The following is a 20,386-nucleotide window of genomic DNA, read 5'->3' on the forward strand; positions in this document are numbered from 1 at the left end:
AACTTACAGACCCGCCTCTTCAGATGGCGGGCTTTTTTTTGCCGGACGTTTACGCGGCGCGCTTTTTTTCTTATCGCTACCACTACCGCCAGGTGCAGCAATTCCACGAAAGCGTCGTACCGGTGTGCTGCGCGCCTGATCGATAAGCTGATACAGCGTCCCCACCAGCGGCTGCATGAAATCCTGATAGCGACACTGCTTTTCGCTGATTTGGGTCAGGATAGATTCCCAGTGCGCGGTCATGTCCGGGCGCGTCGCCATTTCTGGCAGCGAGTGGAACAGCGCTTTTCCTGCGTCGGTCGAATGGATATAACGTCCTTTTTTCACCAGGAACCCGCGCTTAAACAGCAGCTCGATAATTCCGGCGCGTGTAGCTTCCGTACCTAAACCATCCGTTGCGCGCAGGATCTTTTTCAGATCTTTATCCTGCACGAATCGCGCAATCCCGGTCATCGCTGACAGCAGAGTTGCATCAGTAAAGTGCCGCGGGGGCTGGGTCTGACGTTCAACTACTTCGCCTTTTTCGCACAGCAGTTCGTCATCTTTTGCCACCACCGGCAGCGGCGTCCCGTCATTATCTTCGTCGCGCTCTTTGTTGCCGAGCAGCGTGCGCCATCCGGCTTCCGCCAGAAAACGGGCTTTGGCGACAAACTTGCCTTTGGCGATGTCCAGCTCAATGACGCATTTCCTGAATACCGCATCTGCGCAAAATTGCATCAGATACTGACGGGCAATCAGGTTGTAAATTTTCGCTTCGTTGTCATTCAGATTGATGGACGAACTGCGCGCGGTAGGAATGATGGCGTGGTGCGCATCCACTTTTTTGTCGTCCCAACAGCGATTTCGCGTATCGGGATTGACCGCCGGCTGCGGGAGCAGATCCGGCGCATGGACGCTAATCGCGTTCAGTACCGCGTGACGTCCGGCAAAGTGTTCTTCCGGCAGATAACGGCTATCCGAACGCGGATAGGTAATCAACTTATGAGTTTCATACAGCTTCTGGCAGATATCCAGAACGTTTTGCGCACTTAAACCGAAGCGCTTCGCCGCTTCAATCTGCAACGCAGACAGCGAGAACGGCAACGGCGCGGATTCTGATTCCCGTTTATCGTTATAGCTGGTGACTATCGCCGGTTGGCCGTTAATGCGGTTCACCACGTGTTCAGCCAGCGTGCGATTCAGCAAGCGCCCTTCTTCATCCTGATACGGCTCACACGCTTCGCTCGGCTGCCAGATAGCGGTAAACCGCTCATCGGCGGGCGTTACGATATGCGCTTTCACTTCGAAGAAGTCTTTGGCGACGAAGTTCTCTATCTCTTCATCGCGACGCACAACCAGCCCGAGCACCGGCGTTTGTACGCGCCCGACCGAAAGTACGCCCTGATAGCCCGCGTTACGTCCAAGAATGGTGTAAGCGCGCGTCATATTGATACCGTACAACCAGTCCGCACGCGCTCGCGCCAGTGCCGACACGCACAGCGGGATAAACTCACTGTTGGCGCGCAGCCGCTCAATAGCCCGCTCAACGGCCTGCGGGTTGAGGTCGTTAATCAGGCAACGCTGCACCTTCTGGCGCTTTTCAGGTGCCAGTTGCAGGTAATCCAGCACTTCATCCACCAGCAGTTGCCCTTCACGATCGGGGTCACCGGCGTGAATAACTTCGCTAGCTTCATGCAAAAAGCGCTTAATGACGTTGAGCTGTTTGGTCACCGAGGGGCGCGGTTGCAGTTGCCACTTTTCCGGGACAATCGGCAGATCGACCAGACTCCAGCGAGCGTAACGACTGTCGTAGGCATCCGGCTGCGCCTGTTCAAGCAGGTGACCAATACACCAGGTCACCACTTGTCCATTTCCGCATTCAATAAAACCATCGCCTTTGCGATGCGGCTTCGGCAGCACATCGGCGATAGCACGTGCCAGACTTGGTTTTTCGGCAATAAACAACCGCATCGAGTTAACGAATCTCAACCATGGCGCGACCGCCACGAGCTTCCACTAACTCACCAATGGCGGTGAGATCGATACCGAACTGCGCCGCTGCCGCTTTCACTTCGGCTTCAGCTTCCGGCGTTACCGCCAGCAGTAGGCCACCTGAAGTTTGCGGATCGCACAGCAGATCGCGTACCGATTGCGGCATTTCACCCATCAGGTGTCCGTAGCTGGCAAAGTTACGTTGGGTACCACCCGGCACCGCGCCCTGCGCGATGTATTCTTCAACGCCAGGCAGCTTAGGAATATCCTGGTAGACGATCTGCGCCTGAACGCCTGCGCCCTGACACATCTCACTCAGATGCCCCAGCAGACCAAAACCGGTAACATCGGTCATGGCTTTCACGCCGTCAATATCGGCGAATGCCGCACCAGCAATGTTCATCCGGCACATCACTTCTGTCGCCAGTCCTTTATGTTCTTCCTTCAGCAGGGATTTTTTCTCTGCGGTTGTCAGAACACCAATGCCCAGAGGCTTGGTCAGGAACAACTTACACCCTGCTTCAGCGGTACTGTTTTTCTTCACGCGTTCGGTCGGCACAACGCCGGTTACCGCAAGGCCAAAGATAGGCTCTGGGGCATCGATAGAGTGGCCGCCCGCCAGCGCAATACCCGCCTGACGGCAGGCAAAGCGTCCGCCTTCGGTGACTTCGCGGGCGATTTCCGGTGCCAGTTTATCCAGCGGCCAGCCCAGAATAGCAATTGCCATAATCGGTTTGCCGCCCATGGCGAAAATATCGCTGATGGCGTTAGTCGCGGCGATGCGTCCAAAATCAAACGGATTATCGACAATCGGCATAAAGAAATCGGTGGTGCTGATAACGCTGGTGCCGTTTCCAAGATCGTATACGGCCGCGTCGTCGCGGGTTTCATTACCCACCAGTAAGTTCGGATCAACAAACTTCGCCTGCTCGCTGTGCAGGATGGTTTCCAGCACTTTTGGGGAAATTTTACAACCGCAACCGGCTCCGTGGCTGTATTGCGTTAAACGAATAGCTTGCTCGCTCATGGACATCTCCTGTCATTGCAATCCGGATATGGTAGCGCTCATTCCTTGATGTGGTAAGAGTGACTGTCTGAATTCGGGTGTCTTTGCTCAGAATCCAGACAGTTTTGCCGTTGATATCAGAAATAACGGACGAATGCGCTCGGATCGGCAAGGTTAATCGTCGTGGATGCTTTTAGCTGCGGTGTGCCCAGATAGAGGAAACCGACGATTTTATCTTGCGGGCGACAGTCGAATGCTTCGCGCACGACCGCACTTTCGGTTAATGCACCACTGCGCCAGATACCGCCAAAGCCCTGGGCAATTGCGGCCATCTGCATAGCCATCACCGCACAACCGGCAGACATTTCTTGTTCCCACAGAGGAACCTTGTCGTTTTCTTCACATTTCGCCACCACGGTAATAATCAGCGGTGCGCGAAACGGTGCGCTGCGCGCTTTTTCCTGGGCTTTCGCGTCACTGCCTGCGGCAATCGCCCCTTTTTCAAGCACCGCGCTAAAACGCTCACGCCCTTCGCCCTCAATGACAAAGAATTGCCACGGTTGCAGCGTTTTGTGGTCTGGCGCGCGCATACCCGCCCGCAGAATGTTTTGCAGTTGCTCTCCTGTCGGGGCCGGCTCGACGAGACGAGAGGCGCTACGACGGGTAATCAGTAATTCGAGTGCATCCATTTGCTTAACTCCAACAATGAGATTTGTTCACAAAATTAACACGTGAGCGGATTTTGTTACAGCACAGGCGGTGATTCCTGCTGACAAGTGCCTGTCGGGTCATTACGATAGCCTCATCTTATCGCCTTTCTCCGGAATTTCGGGATGGCGTGTTGTTAATCGGTAGGGAGAATACATGCGAACCCTGTGGCGATTTATTGCCGGATTTTTTAAATGGACATGGCGATTACTGAATTTCGTCCGTGAATTTGTGCTTAACCTGTTCTTCATCTTGTTGGTGCTGGTGGGCGTGGGCATCTGGATGCAGGTCAGCAGCAGCAATACCAGTGAACACGCTGAGCGAGGCGCACTGCTGCTGGATATCTCGGGGGTGATTGTCGATAAGCCTTCGAGCACCAGTCGCTTAAGCGTTATTGGTCGTCAGCTGTTTGGCGCCAGCTCCGATCGTCTGCAGGAAAACTCCCTGTTCGATATCGTGAATACTATTCGCCAGGCAAAAGATGATCGCAACATCACCGGCATTGTGATGGATCTGAAAAATTTTGCCGGGGCCGACCAGCCTTCCATGCAGTATATCGGTAAAGCGCTGCGGGAATTCCGCGACAGCGGCAAACCGGTCTTTGCCGTGGGCGATAACTTCAGCCAGGGGCAGTACTACCTCGCCAGTTTCGCCAATAAAATTTATCTCTCTCCGCAGGGTTCCGTTGATCTGCACGGCTTTGCCACCAACGGTTTGTACTACAAGTCCCTGCTCGACAAGCTGAAAGTTTCCACGCACGTGTTCCGTGTCGGGACTTATAAGTCTGCCGTAGAACCGTTCATTCGTGATGATATGTCTCCTGCCGCGCGCGAGGCCGACAGCCGCTGGATCGGCGAGCTGTGGCAGAACTATCTCGACACGGTCGCTGCCAACCGCCAGATCCCTGCTCAGCAGGTGTTCCCGGGCGCACAGGCCATGCTGGACGGTTTGACAAAAGTCGATGGTGATACCGCGAAATATGCGCTCGACAACAAACTTGTGGATGTACTGGCCTCCAGCGCCGAAGTCGAAAAAATGCTGACCAAACAATTTGGCTGGAGCAAAGCAGATAAAAATTATCGCGCCGTCAGCTATTACGATTACTCGCTGAAAACGCCAGCGGATACTGGGGACAGCATTGGCGTCGTCTTCGCGAATGGCGCAATTATGGACGGTGAAGAAACCCCTGGGAATGTGGGCGGTGACACGACTGCCGCGCAGATCCGCGAAGCGCGTCTTGATCCGAAAGTGAAAGCAATTGTCCTGCGCGTGAACAGCCCTGGCGGCAGCGTCAGCGCTTCCGAAGTCATTCGCGCTGAGCTGGCTGCGGCAAAAGCGGCAGGCAAGCCGGTTGTCGTGTCCATGGGCGGCATGGCGGCATCCGGCGGGTACTGGATCTCCACCCCAGCAAGCTACATTGTGGCGAACCCCAGCACGCTGACCGGTTCAATCGGGATCTTTGGCGTGATCAACACTGTGGAAAACAGTCTGGATTCCATTGGTGTACACACCGACGGTGTGGCGACATCCCCACTGGCGGATATCTCCATCACCAAAGCGTTACCACCTGAAGTGCAGCAAATGATGCAACTGAGCATCGAGAACGGCTATAAGCGCTTTATCACGCTGGTCGCAGATGCGCGTAAGACAACGCCTGAGCAGATTGACAAAATCGCGCAGGGCCACGTCTGGACCGGCCAGGATGCGAAAGCCAACGGTCTGGTAGACAGTCTGGGTGATTTTGATGACGCCGTGGCGAAAGCGGCTGAGCTGGCCAAACTGAAGCAATGGCACATTGAGTATTATCAGGACGAACCGACATTCGTTGATATGGTGATGGACAGCATGTCCGGTTCCGTTCGTGCCATGCTGCCTGAAGCGATCCAGGCGATGCTCCCGGCGCCGCTCGCTTCTGCGGCGAGTACGGTTAAAGCGGAGAGCGATAAGCTGGCAGCATTTAACGATCCGCAAAACCGCTATGCGTTTTGCCTGACCTGCGCCAACGTTCGCTAACCTGCCAATGCTGCCCCTGTCGGGGCAGCATTTTTTACGCATTCTGATGTCGCGTACTGCGAAAATCTCCAGGCGTACAGCCAAACTCCCGACTAAACAAACGAATAAAGTGCGCACAGTCGCTAAATCCCAGACGCAGCGCAATCTCCGTGACACTCTCTCCAGAATTCATCAACAGCCAGTGGGCATAACGCAAACGCGCACGTCGGATAAACTCTCCCGGCGACTGGGCGAACTCGGCGTTAAACAACCGGGTAAGCTGTCGCGGACTCAGGTTGACTTCAGTGGCCAGCCAGCGGGTCGAAATGGGCTTTACCAGTCCTTGCTCAATTAAAAAGACCGCTTTGCGTAACCGACTGTCGCTCACGTGGGTAAAACCTATCGCTCTGGAGACCGCCACTGACGTGCTGTCTATGCGGTTGGGGACGGACATCTGGAAGATGGCTTTTGTCGCCCTGTCGGGACCACAGTGGCGGCGAATAAGCTCTGTTGCCAGCCCTATCGTCGAAATGCCCCCCGGACAAGTCAGAATCCCTTTTTCCTCAACAAAATCGACACCGCTACGGGCAGCCAGCTGAGGAAATTGCGTTTTAAAATCATTCAGATGCCAGGGATGGATCGCCGCCATCAGCCCATTGAGGAAACCTTCTTGCGCCAGAACAAAGCTCCCCGTGCAGATACCTACCAGCGGAATGTTGAGCTGATGCGCAAGATGCAGGTAACGTCGCGCGGCCCGATCGGCTTTCGCCATACTGCGCAGCAAGCCGCCAATCACCACCACATAATCAAATTGTTCCGGTGCAACGAATGCGCTATCCGGCATCATCGCCATTCCTGAACTGCTTAGAACTGGTCGGTCTGGTGTAGCGCTCATCAGACGCCAGGAGCAGCGAATTTTCTGGCTATCATCCCCCATATCCGCCGCATGACGTAACGCATCGGTTAACCCCGCCAGCGCCAGCAGAGGAAATTCCGGCCACAGAAGAATGCCGACATTCAACTGTGGTCTGCGCGGTGTCTCTGTCTGACTCGCATCGATAGCCGTAATGATGTCTCCATCCGCCCACTCGCCTGGCTGAAAAATTCTCAGGTCTTTCTTCACTTCAGGCTCCCGTTATAAACGTGAAAGGCGGCGTAAATTCGCGCTGGGGGGTAATGAAACACAAAGCAATCCAATCAATATCAAGAGAGCGCCTGCGATAAACGCGGGCTGCAGGGATTCACCAAGAAAGAGTACCCCGGCAATGATTCCCATCGCTGGCGTCATTAAAATCAGGGTTCCCAAAGATGCGACATGATAATAACGCAGCAGGGTAAACCAGATCAGGTAACTTAAAAAGGCGACAATCACCGTCTGAAAAGTCAGACTCATCACCAACACAGTCGTCAGTTGTACCGTCGTTTCTCCCAGCATCAGTCCGATAAGCAATAAAATCAGCGCGGTAGTCGCCAGTTGATAAAACAGTGTGCAGGACGAGGGAATAGTGGCGAGTCGGCTACAGCGGATCAACACACTGGACGCCCCCCACGCCATACCGGCGAAAAGCCCGCACAGATCGCCCGTCAGGCTCCATTGTGTGTTGCCATTTTGAGGAACCATCGTAACGGCGATGGCGATGCCCAAAAAGGCGATCGCAAGCCCACACCATTGCAGACGACTCAGTCGCTCTTCAGGTAAAAGAAAATGTAATCCAATGGCCGAAAACAAAGGCGCAGTATACAGATAAAGCGCCATATGGGAGGCCGTCGTTAACGTGATCCCTACGGAAACCAGCACAAATTCAAGCGCAAACAGTAATCCAACGATTGCGCCCATTTTGGCGATATTACGGTCACGCAGAAGGCCAAAAATATTATCTCGTCGCTGAAACAGCAATCCAATAAACAGCGCGGCGATTGCGGAACGCAAACCGACCTGCAAAAAAGGTGACATATCATCAGCAGCCGCTTTAATTGCCACCTGCTGACTGCCCCAGACACCGCAAATCACCACCATCAGCAAAATAGCCGCATTATCAATTCTCTTTCTGATCATTTCTGCACTCGACAACAACACACACCATAGAAGGCTGCTACTGTAGGGCCGAGGGAGCAAAACAACACTGAACAAACGGGACAAGGCACTGAACATAAATGACATATTGATCGGATGGCAGGTATGCGTCATTTGCACTGTATTTTTTCGGGGGGAACTTTATACTGCGCCTGTTTATGCACAACTTAACCTGTGACGCCCATGCAAAAGAAATCGATTTACGTTGCCTATACCGGCGGTACCATTGGTATGCAGCGCTCAGAACAGGGTTATATTCCTGTTTCCGGTCATCTCCAGCGTCAGCTGGCACTGATGCCTGAATTCCACCGCCCAGAGATGCCAGACTTCACCATCCACGAATACGTCCCGCTGATGGATTCCTCAGACATGACGCCAGAAGACTGGCAGCATATTGCTGAAGACATTAAAGCGCACTACGAAGATTACGATGGTTTTGTCATTCTGCACGGCACTGACACCATGGCGTTTACGGCTTCGGCGCTCTCATTTATGCTGGAGAATCTGGGCAAGCCAGTCATTGTGACAGGGTCACAAATCCCATTAGCAGAGCTACGTTCTGACGGACAAATCAATTTGCTGAATGCGTTGTACGTTGCAGCAAATTATCCGATCAATGAAGTGACCCTGTTTTTCAACAACCGACTGTTTCGCGGTAACCGGACCACTAAAGCGCATGCTGATGGTTTTGACGCGTTTGCCTCACCCAACCTTGCACCACTGCTGGAAGCCGGGATCCACATTCGTCGGCTGGGAACACCGCCCGCACCTCACGGCACAGGTGAGTTGATTGTCCATCCTATCACTCCGCAACCGATTGGCGTGGTCACTATTTATCCTGGGATCTCCGCTGATGTAGTACGCAACTTCCTGCGCCAGCCGGTAAAAGCATTAATTTTGCGCTCCTACGGCGTGGGCAATGCGCCGCAGAATAAAGAGTTCCTGAAAGAACTTGAAGATGCGAGCTCGCGTGGCATTGTGGTGGTGAACCTTACGCAGTGTATGTCCGGCAAGGTGAACATGGGGGGCTACGCGACAGGGAATGCGCTGGCGCATGCTGGCGTGATTGGCGGCGCGGATATGACCGTCGAAGCCACTCTCACCAAACTGCACTATTTGCTGAGTCAGGGACTGGATACGCAGACAATTCGTGAAGCAATGACGCAAAATCTGCGTGGTGAGCTCACGCCTGACGATTAAAGGAGTCTATGCCCATGGCCCGAGCCTTACTGTTGGTCGATTTACAAAACGACTTTTGTGCCGGTGGTGCCCTCGCGGTCCCACAAGGTGACAGCACAATCGATATCGCCAACCGCCTGATTGACTGGTGTGCCATACGCGGCGACACGGTCGTTGCCAGTCTGGACTGGCACCCGGCTAATCACGGTAGTTTTGCCAGCCAGCATCAGGTCGAGCCCTACAGCCAGGGACAACTTGATGGTCTGGCGCAGACGTTCTGGCCCGATCATTGCGTACAAAACAGCGAAGGTGCTGCCCTGCATCCGCTGCTGAACCAGCGTGCGATAACTCAAACGTTCACTAAAGGTGAGAACCCGCTGGTCGACAGCTACAGTGCTTTTTTTGATAACGGTCGTCGTCAGGCAACCGCGCTGAATGCATGGCTACTCGAACACCGCATTGCCGAGCTCATCATCATGGGTCTGGCTACCGACTATTGCGTTAAATTCACCGTTCTGGATGCGCTCGATCTTGGCTACACCGTCAGCGTTATAACCGACGGCTGCCGTGGCGTTAATATTCAACCCCAGGACAGTGCAAACGCCTTTATGGAAATGGCTGCTGCGGGCGCAACGCTGTATACGTTGGACGACTGGCTGGAAACCCAGCCGTAAGCGATGCCGACAGGGTCACTCCTGTCGGCGCGTTATCTCAGGCCAGCGCTGAAATCTCTTCCAGCGATACTTTGCGTGTTTCGATGCCAAAACAAAAAAGAATCAGCGCGCATAGCATCAACATTGCTCCTAGCACGATAAAGACCGTAACCGAGCCATAGCGGGTCAACAAAATAGCGACGCCATAAGGCGTAAACACAGCGACAATCCTCCCCACCGCATTCACAAAACCCGATCCTCTCAATCTAAGATGCGTGGGCCATAGTTCCGGGACATAAACTGCAGAGGCAAAGCAGACATACATATACAGAAAAAAAATCATCACCAGTCCGTAGCTCAGAATTGCCCACTCTTCAGTTTGAAGCGAATAGAAATACCCAAGCAAGGCGATAATAATCAACAAGAATGAGCCAAACAATCGCCGAGGAAAGCGATCGATAATTAACGCGGCAATAAATATCCCAACCGGCGCGCCAATCATAATTATCGCGGTCATAAATATGGATTTCGTTACATCGATTCCCGAATTAACAAATATCGTCGGGATCCATACCGTAATGGTATAGAGCGAAATATTCATTGCAATAAGCACCGTGATCGCCACCAGTGTACAGCGCAACATTGGCCCCTTAAACAAGAGCCAAAATGAACCACTTATCGTGCTTAAATCCGCCGACGAGCATTCGTTCCGGCAGGATGGTAAAGTGATGTTTTTTTCTTTCTCAATTTGCGATTCCACCTGCATAAGATGTTTTTCAGCTTCGCTTCTCTGCCCTTTGCCAGCCAGCCAACGCGGGGATTCAATATAGTATTTTCCCGACAGATACCAGGCCAACAGCATTGCCATGCCGCCGAGCAGAAACATCACCCGCCAGCTTAAAAGTGCAATAATCACGACGCCAATTGCCGCAGATAGCATTGGTGCCCAGTTGCCGACAAATGACAGACGGGCAGACCATTTCCCACGAACCGCGGGTGGAATGAATTCTGTAAATGAGGCATAGCCCACCATAATTAGCGCCCCCATTCCAATCCCCATCAGACAGCGGAAGAAAATAAGCCAGTACATGTTGGGCACAAACGTTGCAGCGCAGGCTGAGACCCCGACGATTAACAAATTGACGCGGAACGCTTTGCGTCGACCGAGATAATCACCAATAAAGCCACCGGCTAGCGAACCGATAAAGTAACCGAACATCAGCGCTGAGGTAAACGCGGCATTGAGATAATTGTTTGACCAGCCTGTGCTGACTAGTTTTGCTAATACCACATTCCCGGAATAGCTGAGAAAACCAGTTATTAACAAACTAACACTAATAATTCCAAAAATACGAAAATGAAATCGAGATAAAGGTAAGCGATCTAATCTTGCGCCGATAGGGTCACATTGTTCCATCTGGATGCCTCAAATTCAGCTAAATAGAAAGTATGGCGATCGCGGCAGAAAAATTTTGCCGCGCCATCCATCATCATTAGATTCTTATGGCATTTACCAGGTGCAAACTTAAAATAATATCGACACAACCCTCGTTATAGCTAATAAACGAGTTGAATATTATTCTCTTTGCAAAATGCAATCCACTCTGCACCCGGTGCCTTATTGGTTATTAGGTAATTAATATGGCTAAAGTCCACGAGCTGAACGAAAGCTTTACGGTCAAACTTTGAGTGATCAACTAACAGGGCCACCTCAGTCGCCTGGCGGATCATGGTTTTTTTGATTTCCGCTTCCGCTTCATTAGAATCAAGCGCCCCACTCTGCATATCCAAACCTTTGCAGCTCATCACCATGATATCAACATGATAACGGCTGATAATCTCCTTGGTGATTCTTCCCTGCAGCGACAGCGTATTCTTATTCAACTCACCGCCGGTAGAAACCACGTTAATTTCTGACTGCGCCAACTCATGAAATGCTTCAGCCGAATTGGTAAGCAACGTCAGATCGTTTCTTTCCTTCAACAGCTTTAATAATTCCATCGCGGTACTGCTGGAGTCGGCAGCCATTGTGGTCTTATTTTTAATAAACGGTAATGCATTACGGGCAATAATCTGCTTTTCTTCGAAGAAAGATTTTGCACGCTTATAAAAATGAATATTGTCGGACAACGCGGTGGTATTGAGCACTGCACCGCCATATGTTCGGGTCAAAAAACCTTCATCTTCTAGTTTTTCAAGATCGCGGCGAATCGTTTCCTCAGTCACCTGAAAGATTGAACTTAAATTAGATACCGCCACTTTCTTATCGTTAGCCACCATTTGCTTAATGGCTTGAATCCTGTCTTTTGCCGCCACGATGACACCTCTGTTTCCTGCAAAGTAATAATAAGACCCTAGTATCTCACAGGCTATGTTTATTTTCAAAAGAACATGTCTGAATCACAGATTTCAATACTTTTTTACGCAGAAACAGAGGTCAATTCTATCCAACTTAATTTATATCCAACGCTTCCGCCATTCGCCTCATCAATAATGAATCATTATCTGTCAGGGGAATGGTTAACGCCTCGACGTTCTCGCGAACCTGTTCAGGTGCGGTTGCACCACTCAGTAAGGTGATCAAATCGCTTTGCTTTAAAATCCACGCCAGAGCTAATGCAGGGATTGTGCAGCGGTATTTTTCACACAGTGGCTGCCACTGCTCTAGCATATCAATCACCCGCAGCATATTTTCCCGCTGAAACCAAACCTTGTTAGCCCGTGCGCCGCCAGGAACATAATCTCGGGCGATAGTACCGGTCAACAACCCCTGCTCAAGCGGTGAATATACCTGCACGATGATGCCATTCTGCTGGCATAGCGGCAGCAGATCAGCTTCCAGCGCCCGGTCAAGAATGCTGTACTTGGCCTGGATGATATCCAGCTCACCGTGTTTGAGATACTCCCTTATATGCCCGGCATCGACGTTCGCCGCGCCAATCGAACGGATTTTTCCCTCTTTTTTCAGTGTGTTCAGCGTGTCTACGGTTTCCGCAATCGGCGTAAAACAGGGTTCAACCGACTGCCAGTGGGTCATATAAATATCAATACTGTCGATACCCAATCTTTGCAGGCTGGCATCAACCTCCTCACGAATCGACTCAGGCGTGAGGTTTTTATACAGCTGGCGATCGCCCACTTTGTTGAACAGGCTGCCTGTTCGCTCCCAGACGATGCCGCATTTGGTTTCAACCACTACCTCGCTGCGCGGTAACTTTTTCAGCGCCTGACCGACTATCACTTCACTGTTGCCAAAGTTGTATCCTGGCGCGGTATCAATCAGATTAATACCGCAGCGATGCGCCTCAACAATGGTATCAATACAAATCTGCAAATCGAGATCGCCATTCCATGCCGGACCGCCGCCAATGGCCCATGTACCTAATCCCATGCGGGAAAGCGTAATATCCGTACTGCCTAAAGGAATCATTTTCATCTGCCGCTATTACCCTTCGTATTCGTCAAGAAGTTGTTCAACCAGCTTTCTGTTCTTCACACCCGTCGTCGCACCCACGCTCAGTACCGATATTGCCGCCGTTGCATTAGCAAACAGCGCGCAGTCGCGAAGCGGCTTGCCTTCAAGCAGCGCGGAGATAAATCCTGAAGCAAAGTTATCCCCCGCGCCGATGGTGTCGATGGCGGTAATCCCCGACACGGCCGGAACTACCATTTTCATATCGACACGTTTGATAAAGCAGCCTCTTTTGCCGGTCTTAATCACGACGGTTTTCACACCACAGTTCAGGAAACTGTCGGCAATCTCATCCAGCGTATCTTTCCCGGTGAGCAGTTTTGCCTCTTCAAAATTGGGAAACAGATAATCCACGTAGCTCAGCGCTTCACGGATGTCGTCCAGCGTTTCGTTAAGCCGTGGTTTAATCATGTCGGCGCAGATAATTAATCCATGCACTTTGGCCTGAGTGAAAATATCCGTTAACGCCGGGCCATCAAGCAGCGGACTATTAAAAATACTCGCCAGCGACAGCAGCTTTGCCTGCGAGAATCGGTCAAAATCAACATCGTTTATATTCAGTTTCCATAAACTGCCGTTACGGTTAGTCACAAAGGTGCGTTCACCATCAGCGGTGACTAAACCTACGTTAATGGAAGTATCAATATCAGCATCCTGCTTCAGGCTTTTAATATCAATATTCTCCCGATGGCAGTGGTCGACAATAAAATAACCGGCTGCATCATTACCTATCCGACTCATTAACGCCGTGCGATGGCCAAGGCGAGAAATAATCGTCGCCTCATTAATAGCGTCACCTCCCGTGGTCATTGCTATTCGTTCTAATGGATAAGAGTCAACATCAAAGATATTTTTACTCACTGGTTGCAAGGGAATATCAACAATTGCCGCCCCTATACAAATAACCTCGATATTATCCATATTGTCATTCCGCTTTACCGTCAGAGCCAAACAGTTTGATTTTCTCCAGCGCGCGCTCTTTTACCGCTTTGCGAACTTCACGCTCAACGTGCAGGAACGGCTGATTCTGGTTCTCCTGCACCGCCGCCATTGCCGCCTGGCACAGTTCGGTATGAATATTGATTTTCGAAATACCTAATGAAATGGCTTTTTTGATATCCGCATCGCTAATGCCGGACGCGCCGTGCAGCACCAGCGGAACGGATACCGCTTCGCGCACGCGTTTGACCACATCGAAATTCAGTTTCGGCTCAGAGGTATAAACGCCGTGCTGGTTACCAATCGCCACCGCCAGAGAATCGCAGCCGGTACGCTCGACAAATTCCGCCGCCTGGCTCGGGTCGGTATAGTGATAGCCCGCCAGCGCTTCTTCATAAACCGTTTCATTCCCCACGTGGCCCAGCTCCGCCTCAACCGGAATACCCAACGGATGGAAGAAGTCCACCGCCTCTTTAGTCAGGCGAATATTCTCTTCGAAATCAAAAGCGGAGGCATCGCGCATCAGTGAATTCATGCCGTGAGTCCAGGCGTTATGGATAATTTCCATACTGCGCCCGTGGTCCCAATGGGTAATAACCGGCACTGAGGCTTTTTTCGCCATCGAAACCATCATATGCGAAAAATCTTCAAACGATGTATTACCCACAAAGCCGGTGCCGAATGAAATAATTACCGGCGATTTAGACTCTTCCGCCGCATCCATCACCCCCATTAACATTTCCGCATTCCACACGTTAAAGTGGGCAATCGCATAATGTTTATTCTGGGCATCATTTTCCCAATATTTAATATCTGCCAGCATAGTTGTTTCTCCCTTTTCAATAAATTAATGGTTAACTTTAATAACGCCTTTGATAATTTCGCGTTTGTTGTTGACTGACTCATCAAACGCGCGCTGAACATCTTCATAATCATAAATATGCGTCACCATCGACTTGACATCGAAACGCCCGGAGGAAATAGCTTCAATAGTGACCGGATAGCGGTTGGCGTAGCGGAAAACAGTCTGAATGGAGACTTCACGGTTAATTTTGAGGAAATTAATCGCCGAATCACCGGGAACCGTCCCAACGATCATGATTTTCCCGCCGCGCATCACCAGGTACGGAGCCTGCTTAACGGTGATCGCCGAGCCGGCAGTTTCAAAAACAATGTCAGCCCCCATATCGCCGGAGAACTGCTGACAGCGGGCAACGGTGTCCTCTTTCGCCCCGTTGATCACAGTCGTCGCACCAAGCTGCTCGGCCATGGCCAGGCGCTTTTCCAGGACATCAACAACGGCAATGTCGGTAGCACCCAAACATTTACAGGCTTGCAGGGTCATTAAACCAATACAGCCCGCCCCCAAAATGACGATTTTCTTGCCCGGTTTAATGTCTGCCAGCATTGCGGCATGCATCCCTACCGCCGCAGGCTCTACCAGCGCGCCTTCCATGGTGTCCATGTTATCGGGCAGCTTGTAAGTGAAGCTCTCCGGATGGCACAGATAGTGGGTTAGCGCGCCGCGATAATTAGGCTGCGTGGCCATAAAGTCGACATCAGGACAGATGTTGTATTTGCCCTCCAGACAGTAGCGGCAGTGACCGCACGGCACGCCGGGTTCAATGTTCACCCGGTCGCCCGGTTTAAATTTACTGACGCGATTTCCTACCGCCACCACCGTACCGGCACATTCATGTCCGAGGCCAATTTCCTGGTTTGGGTCTTTTGGCGGAATAAAGGGACCTGATTCGAAACCGTGAACATCTGAACCGCAAATACCTACGTATTCAATTTTGATCAGTACTTCATGCTCTTTTGGTACCGGGATATCGGCGGCAATAATTTTCATCGTGCCCGGTGTTTTTAATATCGCTTTTGAATTTTTCATTTTATTTCCCCATCAATATTATTTGCTGGTAACTGCATCAATACCGAGACTTTCGACAGAGACGCCTTTGGTTTCAATTCCGATGGTAGCAATGGCGACAGCGACAATAATGGAGACCGCACCCAGCAGGACAAACACCCCCGTTACGCCATAACCGTTAAGCAATACCGCGACCGCATAAGGCGCGGCGATACCGCTGATACGCCCTACCGCATTCGCCAGACCAGAACCGCGAAGTTTTGCTTCGGTCGGCCATATTTCCGGAACATAGACTGCCGAGGCGTAGCAAACGTACATATAGACAAAAGTAATCAGGAAGAAACCAATTAGCGTAATCAGCAGCATGCTGGTTTGCAGTGAATAGATATATCCCAGCACGGCGATTAATACTAATAAGCCCACCCCCATGGTCTTTCTGTGAATTTTATCCATCACCAGCATGGCGATAAAAATCCCAAACGGCGCACCGAACATGCTCATGGTATTTAAGACAATCGAGTCTTTCAGGTTAATCCCCTGAGTCATAAATATGGTCGGCAGCCAGTTAATTAAGGTGTACTGCACAACGTTCATGGCAATCAGGACAAAGGAACCTAAAATAACGCGCTTCAGTAACACACCCGTTAATAAGGCCGAATAAGGAACCGTGCGCGGGGCTTTGCCGTCATCTTCAATTACCACAGGCGGCAGCGGCTTGCCGGTCTGCTGAACAACCCCTTCTTCAATGGCCCGCATCACCTTTTCAGCTTCGGCGTAGCGTCCGCGGGATTCCAGCCAGCGGGGCGACTCCGGGAAACTACGCCAGGCAATGACGGTCGCCACCAGCGACAGTACGGCCGGGATCAGCAACTGCACGCGCCAGTTCCATTCGGCGCTGATTAACGGCGTCAATCCCATCGCGATCAGCGAACAGAGCGGATAAGACCAGTTACCGATAAACGAGACCCGGCTTGACCAGGTGCCGCGATTCCTGCCGGGCATATATTCGGTGAACCCGGCAAACAGAGTCACCAGCAGCGCGCCTAATCCAACCCCCATGACAAAACGGCAGGCGATCAGGAAGGTCATATTCGGTGAGAATGCCCCAATGACCATGGCAATAATATGAATCGCTTCATACAGGATAAACGCATTTTTACGCCCGATTTTATCGCCTATGATTCCGCCGCCGAGCGCGCCGAGAAACATTCCCGCCGTCGTAATGGCGGAAAACGTGGCGGTGGTGGAATTATCGGTCCAGCCAAGTTCTTTTAACTGCGCGAGAATTAATCCGCCGACGGCATTACTCCAGCAGACCAGTAATCCAAAGGCGACCATGGCAAACATCGATGAGTGCCAGCGACAGTCAGGCAGCCTGTCCAGCCTGGCGCCGCAGTGCGGTTTTGCTATCTGTTCCATCCGGGAACCTTCCTTTAATAAATGGGATTATTCATCAAAGTCATAGGTCATAATGACCTTAATCGCGGTTTTATCGACCATGGCGTCAAACCCTTCGCGCCATTGAGACAAGCCGATACGGTGAGTAATCATCGGTTTAACTTTGATCGCGCCGCTGGCCAGCAGGCGTATAGCGTTGCGCCAGGATGTGGAATCGTAGGCCATATGGCCAATGATGCTTTTATTCCACGCGGTGATGTCGTTGATGGAGAAATCGAGAGGTTTAAAGCCCATACCGACGCGAACGACTTCACCATTCGGGCGCAGCATTTCGATTGATTGTTTAAGGGCGATATTGGCACCAGAGCATTCGATGACCAGCCCCAGATTGTCTTTACCGCAGATTTCCTGGCAGCGTGCAACCACATCTTCGGTCGAACCGTTAACGACAGCTGTCGCGCCCAGCTCTTTGGCGATCGGGAAGCGTACGGCAACATCCTCTTCCAGCCCGACCATCACAATATTAACGGCCCCCATAATGCGCGCCATTTGAACAGAAAAGAGTCCTAACGGACCGGTACCAAAGACCACCACATCCTGGCCTGGAAGAAATTTGGATTGCTGAGCGATAGATTTGTAGGCATTGCAGATAGGATCCAGTACAGCCGCCTCTTCATAATCTACCCCTGCCGGGATTTCCCACAGAGCATGGCGGTGAATTTTGAGGATTTCCCCAGGGACCAGACAATATTTAGAAAACCCACCGCCCCAAGTATTGTTGTCCAGACCTAAATTCACCTTTTCTGTACAACAAAGAAAATCGCCCTGTTCACAGGCCGGACAAACGCCGCAAACGTGCCCGCTGTTGTCAGACACAACTCGCTGTCCCACCTTCCAGTCCTTAACCTTGTCGCCAACCTGCACAATTTGACCCGCAAATTCATGACCACGAATCGAATTAAACTGCTCGGATCCACTGTCGACATTGTAGTGTTTCATGTCAGCGCCGCAGATAGCAGCAGCCTTAATTTCAATCACAACGTCATCCGGACCACATACCGGTTCCGGAACATCAATCATCTTGTAGCCGCCAAAGGCCTTGCCAAATCTCGCCAGTGCTTTCATGGAATTTTCCTTTGTGTTTAGTTTTGCATCAGTGACCATCATACTTATCCATATAATTTTTGAGGTCAACACCAAATCTTTAAAACACAGATTTTGATCTGTATTTCACAACCAAGATCACAAATAAATGCAAAGATGAACTGAAACCCAAGTGAACGTGGCTGCCGCTTCGCTAAAATGGCGTGAACCCCTTCGCATTTTTCCTGTTATGAAACTGTTAACCTGCGGGTGCTGTTTTTTTCGCCACGCCATTTCCGTGGCGTGTTTGCTTGTTTAAATGTCAAAGAGGAACACCGATGAAACTATTGCCTTTGTTGGCAGCATTACCCCTGCTCTGCGCCAGCGTTGTTTCCGCCAGTTCACTGATGTCAGTTGGCTACTTTAATGGTGGCGGCGACGTCACTGCCGGTCCCGGTGGCGACATCAATAAACTGGATGTTCGTCAGATAACCCATCTCAACTATTCGTTTGGCCTTGTCTACAACAACGAAAAAGACGAGACCAATGACGCCTTAAAAGACGCCAGCAAACTGCATCAGATTTGGCTTTCACAGAAAGTGCAGGATGATTTGCTGAAAATTCCACAGCTGCGTAAACAAAATCCAAACCTGAAAGTTTTGCTTTCCGTCGGCGGTTGGGGAGCGCGTGGATTCTCTGGCGCGCAGCCACGAAGGAAACACGCGCGGTGTTTATTCAGTCTGCGCAGGAGATAATTGCGAAATATGGTCTGGATGGCATCGACCTCGACTGGGAATATCCGGTTAACGGCGCCTGGGGACTGGTCGAAAGCCAACCGGCTGACCGCGCTAACTTTACCGCGCTGCTAACAGAACTGCGCGCCGCATTGGGGCATAAAAAACTGCTGACCATCGCCGTGGGCGCAAATGCAGAAAGTCCGAAAAACTGGGTGGATGTAAAAGCCATTGCACCATCGCTCGATTACATCAACCTGATGACCTATGACATGGCTTACGGCACCCAGTATTTCAACTCGAACCTGTATGATTCGACGCAATGGCCGACGGTCGCCGCGGCGGATAAGTACAGCGCCGATTTTGTGGTCAATAACTACCTCGCCGCCGGTCTGAAACCGAGTCAAATGAATCTGGGCATTGGCTTTTATGGACGCGTACCAAAACGCGCCGTTGAGCCTGGTATTGACTGGAGCAAACCTGACGCGCAGAAAAACCCGGCTACCCAGCCCTATTTCGGGTCAGCTCAAATTGAGTTGTTCAAATCACTGGGCGTCGACCTGAGCAAAGATACCTACGTGAAGTACAACGATATCGTGGCGAAGTTGATCAACGATCCGCAAAAACGCTTTAGCCAACATTGGGATGATGAAGCGAAAGTGCCGTGGCTGTCGGTGCAGTCTGCAGATGGAAAAACACTCTTTGCCCTCTCCTATGAAAACCCGCGTTCGGTGGCGATCAAAGCCGACTACATCAAAAGCAAAGGATTGGGAGGCGCCATGTTCTGGGAGTACGGCGCAGATGACAATAATCAGTTGGCGAAGCAGTTAGCCGATTCGTTAGGCATCAAACACTGATCCCAACGCCTGACACAATAGGTTATGATTAGCGCATTCTGCTGCGCCAGCTTTTGGCGCAGCTCTTCATTTCTTACTGGAGGCATGAGCTTTATGGCTTTTATCCCTAAAAATTACGCCCGTCTGGAAGTCGGTTACCGGGAAAAGGCGCTTAAACTCTTTCCCTGGGTCTGCGGACGCTGCTCCCGTGAGTTCGTTTATTCAAATTTGCGCGAGTTGACGGTACACCATATCGATCACGATCACTCGAATAACCCGGAAGATGGTAGCAACTGGGAAATGTTGTGCCTGTACTGCCACGATCACGAGCATTCCAAATATACGGAAGCGGACCAGTATGGTTCAACGGTGGTTGCAGGAGAAGATGCGCAAAAGGCCGTGGGTGAAGCGAAATACAACCCGTTCGCCGATCTGAAGGCGATGATGAACAAGAAATAATACCAACAACAG

The 20,386-nt window shown here is 51.3% G+C and carries 17 protein-coding genes and 1 pseudogene; 5 read left to right on the top strand and 13 right to left on the bottom strand.

Annotated elements, in window-relative coordinates; translation table 11 throughout:
- Positions 1 to 3 precede the first annotated feature (3 nt).
- The 3 genes from topB to LY264_RS14345 form a co-directional block, all read right to left on the bottom strand.
- Positions 4 to 1,950, bottom strand: coding sequence for a DNA topoisomerase III (gene topB / locus LY264_RS14335; RefSeq protein ID WP_032934436.1), 1,947 nt, complete (start codon positions 1,948 to 1,950; stop codon positions 4 to 6).
- A gap of 4 nt (positions 1,951 to 1,954) precedes the next feature.
- Positions 1,955 to 2,998, bottom strand: coding sequence for a selenide, water dikinase SelD (gene selD / locus LY264_RS14340; RefSeq protein WP_003832497.1), 1,044 nt, complete (start codon positions 2,996 to 2,998; stop codon positions 1,955 to 1,957).
- A gap of 116 nt (positions 2,999 to 3,114) precedes the next feature.
- Complete coding sequence (locus LY264_RS14345; RefSeq protein WP_048226791.1) at positions 3,115 to 3,666, bottom strand: NAD(P)H nitroreductase; 552 nt, start codon at positions 3,664 to 3,666, stop codon at positions 3,115 to 3,117.
- 175 nt (positions 3,667 to 3,841) lie between these two features.
- Here LY264_RS14345 and sppA point away from each other — a divergent pair, with 175 nt between their 5' ends.
- Entirely contained in the window at positions 3,842 to 5,698 is a 1,857-nt protein-coding gene (sppA, locus tag LY264_RS14350; protein ID WP_048226792.1) for a signal peptide peptidase SppA, read from the top strand.
- 34 nt (positions 5,699 to 5,732) lie between these two features.
- Here the strand turns inward: sppA and LY264_RS14355 are convergent, their stop codons facing one another.
- Both LY264_RS14355 and LY264_RS14360 read right to left on the bottom strand, forming a co-directional pair.
- A complete protein-coding gene (locus LY264_RS14355; protein ID WP_053069290.1) occupies positions 5,733 to 6,800 on the bottom strand; it encodes a GlxA family transcriptional regulator in 1,068 nt (355 codons plus the stop codon).
- A 12-nt stretch (positions 6,801 to 6,812) separates the two neighbouring features.
- Positions 6,813 to 7,733, bottom strand: coding sequence for a DMT family transporter (locus LY264_RS14360; protein ID WP_048226793.1), 921 nt, complete (start codon positions 7,731 to 7,733; stop codon positions 6,813 to 6,815).
- Positions 7,734 to 7,934: 201 nt separating this feature from the next.
- On the opposite strand from LY264_RS14360, the gene ansA reads away from it, so the two are divergent.
- Both ansA and pncA read left to right on the top strand, forming a co-directional pair.
- Positions 7,935 to 8,951 carry an asparaginase gene (gene ansA / locus LY264_RS14365; RefSeq protein WP_071692184.1) on the top strand — a complete coding sequence of 339 codons (1,017 nt, stop codon included), beginning with the start codon at positions 7,935 to 7,937 and terminating at the stop codon, positions 8,949 to 8,951.
- Positions 8,952 to 8,965: 14 nt separating this feature from the next.
- Positions 8,966 to 9,604: a bifunctional nicotinamidase/pyrazinamidase gene (pncA, locus tag LY264_RS14370; RefSeq protein WP_048214360.1), complete on the top strand. Its 639-nt coding sequence runs from the start codon at positions 8,966 to 8,968 to the stop codon at positions 9,602 to 9,604.
- Between the two features lie 37 nt (positions 9,605 to 9,641).
- Here pncA and LY264_RS14375 read toward each other — a convergent pair whose 3' ends face one another.
- From LY264_RS14375 to LY264_RS14410, 8 genes are all read right to left on the bottom strand, one after another.
- Positions 9,642 to 11,000 (bottom strand): MFS transporter, encoded by a 1,359-nt coding sequence (locus LY264_RS14375; RefSeq protein WP_048226795.1) that lies wholly within the window; start codon positions 10,998 to 11,000, stop codon positions 9,642 to 9,644.
- Positions 11,001 to 11,140: 140 nt separating this feature from the next.
- A complete protein-coding gene (locus tag LY264_RS14380) occupies positions 11,141 to 11,899 on the bottom strand; it encodes a DeoR/GlpR family DNA-binding transcription regulator (protein WP_032943120.1) in 759 nt (252 codons plus the stop codon).
- A gap of 136 nt (positions 11,900 to 12,035) precedes the next feature.
- Complete coding sequence (ydjG, locus tag LY264_RS14385) at positions 12,036 to 13,019, bottom strand: NADH-dependent methylglyoxal reductase (protein WP_048226797.1); 984 nt, start codon at positions 13,017 to 13,019, stop codon at positions 12,036 to 12,038.
- A gap of 9 nt (positions 13,020 to 13,028) precedes the next feature.
- Complete coding sequence (locus LY264_RS14390; protein WP_048226798.1) at positions 13,029 to 13,976, bottom strand: carbohydrate kinase family protein; 948 nt, start codon at positions 13,974 to 13,976, stop codon at positions 13,029 to 13,031.
- A gap of 4 nt (positions 13,977 to 13,980) precedes the next feature.
- Positions 13,981 to 14,817: a ketose-bisphosphate aldolase gene (locus tag LY264_RS14395; RefSeq protein WP_003832486.1), complete on the bottom strand. Its 837-nt coding sequence runs from the start codon at positions 14,815 to 14,817 to the stop codon at positions 13,981 to 13,983.
- 24 nt (positions 14,818 to 14,841) lie between these two features.
- Positions 14,842 to 15,885, bottom strand: a complete 1,044-nt coding sequence (locus tag LY264_RS14400) for an NAD(P)-dependent alcohol dehydrogenase (protein ID WP_048226800.1) — start codon at positions 15,883 to 15,885, stop codon at positions 14,842 to 14,844.
- Between the two features lie 18 nt (positions 15,886 to 15,903).
- On the bottom strand, positions 15,904 to 17,283 hold the full coding sequence (locus LY264_RS14405) for an MFS transporter (RefSeq protein ID WP_048226802.1): 1,380 nt from the start codon (positions 17,281 to 17,283) through the stop codon (positions 15,904 to 15,906).
- A gap of 27 nt (positions 17,284 to 17,310) precedes the next feature.
- Positions 17,311 to 18,387 carry a zinc-binding dehydrogenase gene (locus LY264_RS14410; protein ID WP_048214366.1) on the bottom strand — a complete coding sequence of 359 codons (1,077 nt, stop codon included), beginning with the start codon at positions 18,385 to 18,387 and terminating at the stop codon, positions 17,311 to 17,313.
- 296 nt (positions 18,388 to 18,683) lie between these two features.
- Here LY264_RS14410 and chiD point away from each other — a divergent pair.
- Positions 18,684 to 19,936: pseudogene (chiD, locus tag LY264_RS14415) on the top strand (chitinase ChiD).
- A gap of 93 nt (positions 19,937 to 20,029) precedes the next feature.
- The gene (gene yajD / locus LY264_RS14420; protein ID WP_003832478.1) at positions 20,030 to 20,374 is read left to right on the top strand and encodes an HNH nuclease YajD; all 345 of its coding nucleotides are present in this window, start codon (positions 20,030 to 20,032) and stop codon (positions 20,372 to 20,374) included.
- The last annotated feature ends 12 nt before the right edge of the window (positions 20,375 to 20,386 follow it).

This window comes from Citrobacter portucalensis, from assembly GCF_023374935.1.
Classification (GTDB): Bacteria; Pseudomonadota; Gammaproteobacteria; order Enterobacterales; family Enterobacteriaceae; genus Citrobacter; species Citrobacter portucalensis.

Coding starts and splice junctions, on each gene's coding strand:
- topB (WP_032934436.1), bottom strand. CDS start 1,950: ATGCGGTTGTTTATTGCCGAAAAACCAAGTCTGGCACGTGCTATCGCC.
- selD (WP_003832497.1), bottom strand. CDS start 2,998: ATGAGCGAGCAAGCTATTCGTTTAACGCAATACAGCCACGGAGCCGGT.
- LY264_RS14345 (WP_048226791.1), bottom strand. CDS start 3,666: ATGGATGCACTCGAATTACTGATTACCCGTCGTAGCGCCTCTCGTCTC.
- sppA (WP_048226792.1), top strand. CDS start 3,842: ATGCGAACCCTGTGGCGATTTATTGCCGGATTTTTTAAATGGACATGG.
- LY264_RS14360 (WP_048226793.1), bottom strand. CDS start 7,733: ATGATCAGAAAGAGAATTGATAATGCGGCTATTTTGCTGATGGTGGTG.
- ansA (WP_071692184.1), top strand. CDS start 7,935: ATGCAAAAGAAATCGATTTACGTTGCCTATACCGGCGGTACCATTGGT.
- pncA (WP_048214360.1), top strand. CDS start 8,966: ATGGCCCGAGCCTTACTGTTGGTCGATTTACAAAACGACTTTTGTGCC.
- LY264_RS14375 (WP_048226795.1), bottom strand. CDS start 11,000: ATGGAACAATGTGACCCTATCGGCGCAAGATTAGATCGCTTACCTTTA.
- ydjG (WP_048226797.1), bottom strand. CDS start 13,019: ATGAAAATGATTCCTTTAGGCAGTACGGATATTACGCTTTCCCGCATG.
- LY264_RS14390 (WP_048226798.1), bottom strand. CDS start 13,976: ATGGATAATATCGAGGTTATTTGTATAGGGGCGGCAATTGTTGATATT.
- LY264_RS14395 (WP_003832486.1), bottom strand. CDS start 14,817: ATGCTGGCAGATATTAAATATTGGGAAAATGATGCCCAGAATAAACAT.
- LY264_RS14400 (WP_048226800.1), bottom strand. CDS start 15,885: ATGAAAAATTCAAAAGCGATATTAAAAACACCGGGCACGATGAAAATT.
- LY264_RS14405 (WP_048226802.1), bottom strand. CDS start 17,283: ATGGAACAGATAGCAAAACCGCACTGCGGCGCCAGGCTGGACAGGCTG.
- LY264_RS14410 (WP_048214366.1), bottom strand. CDS start 18,387: ATGAAAGCACTGGCGAGATTTGGCAAGGCCTTTGGCGGCTACAAGATG.
- yajD (WP_003832478.1), top strand. CDS start 20,030: ATGGCTTTTATCCCTAAAAATTACGCCCGTCTGGAAGTCGGTTACCGG.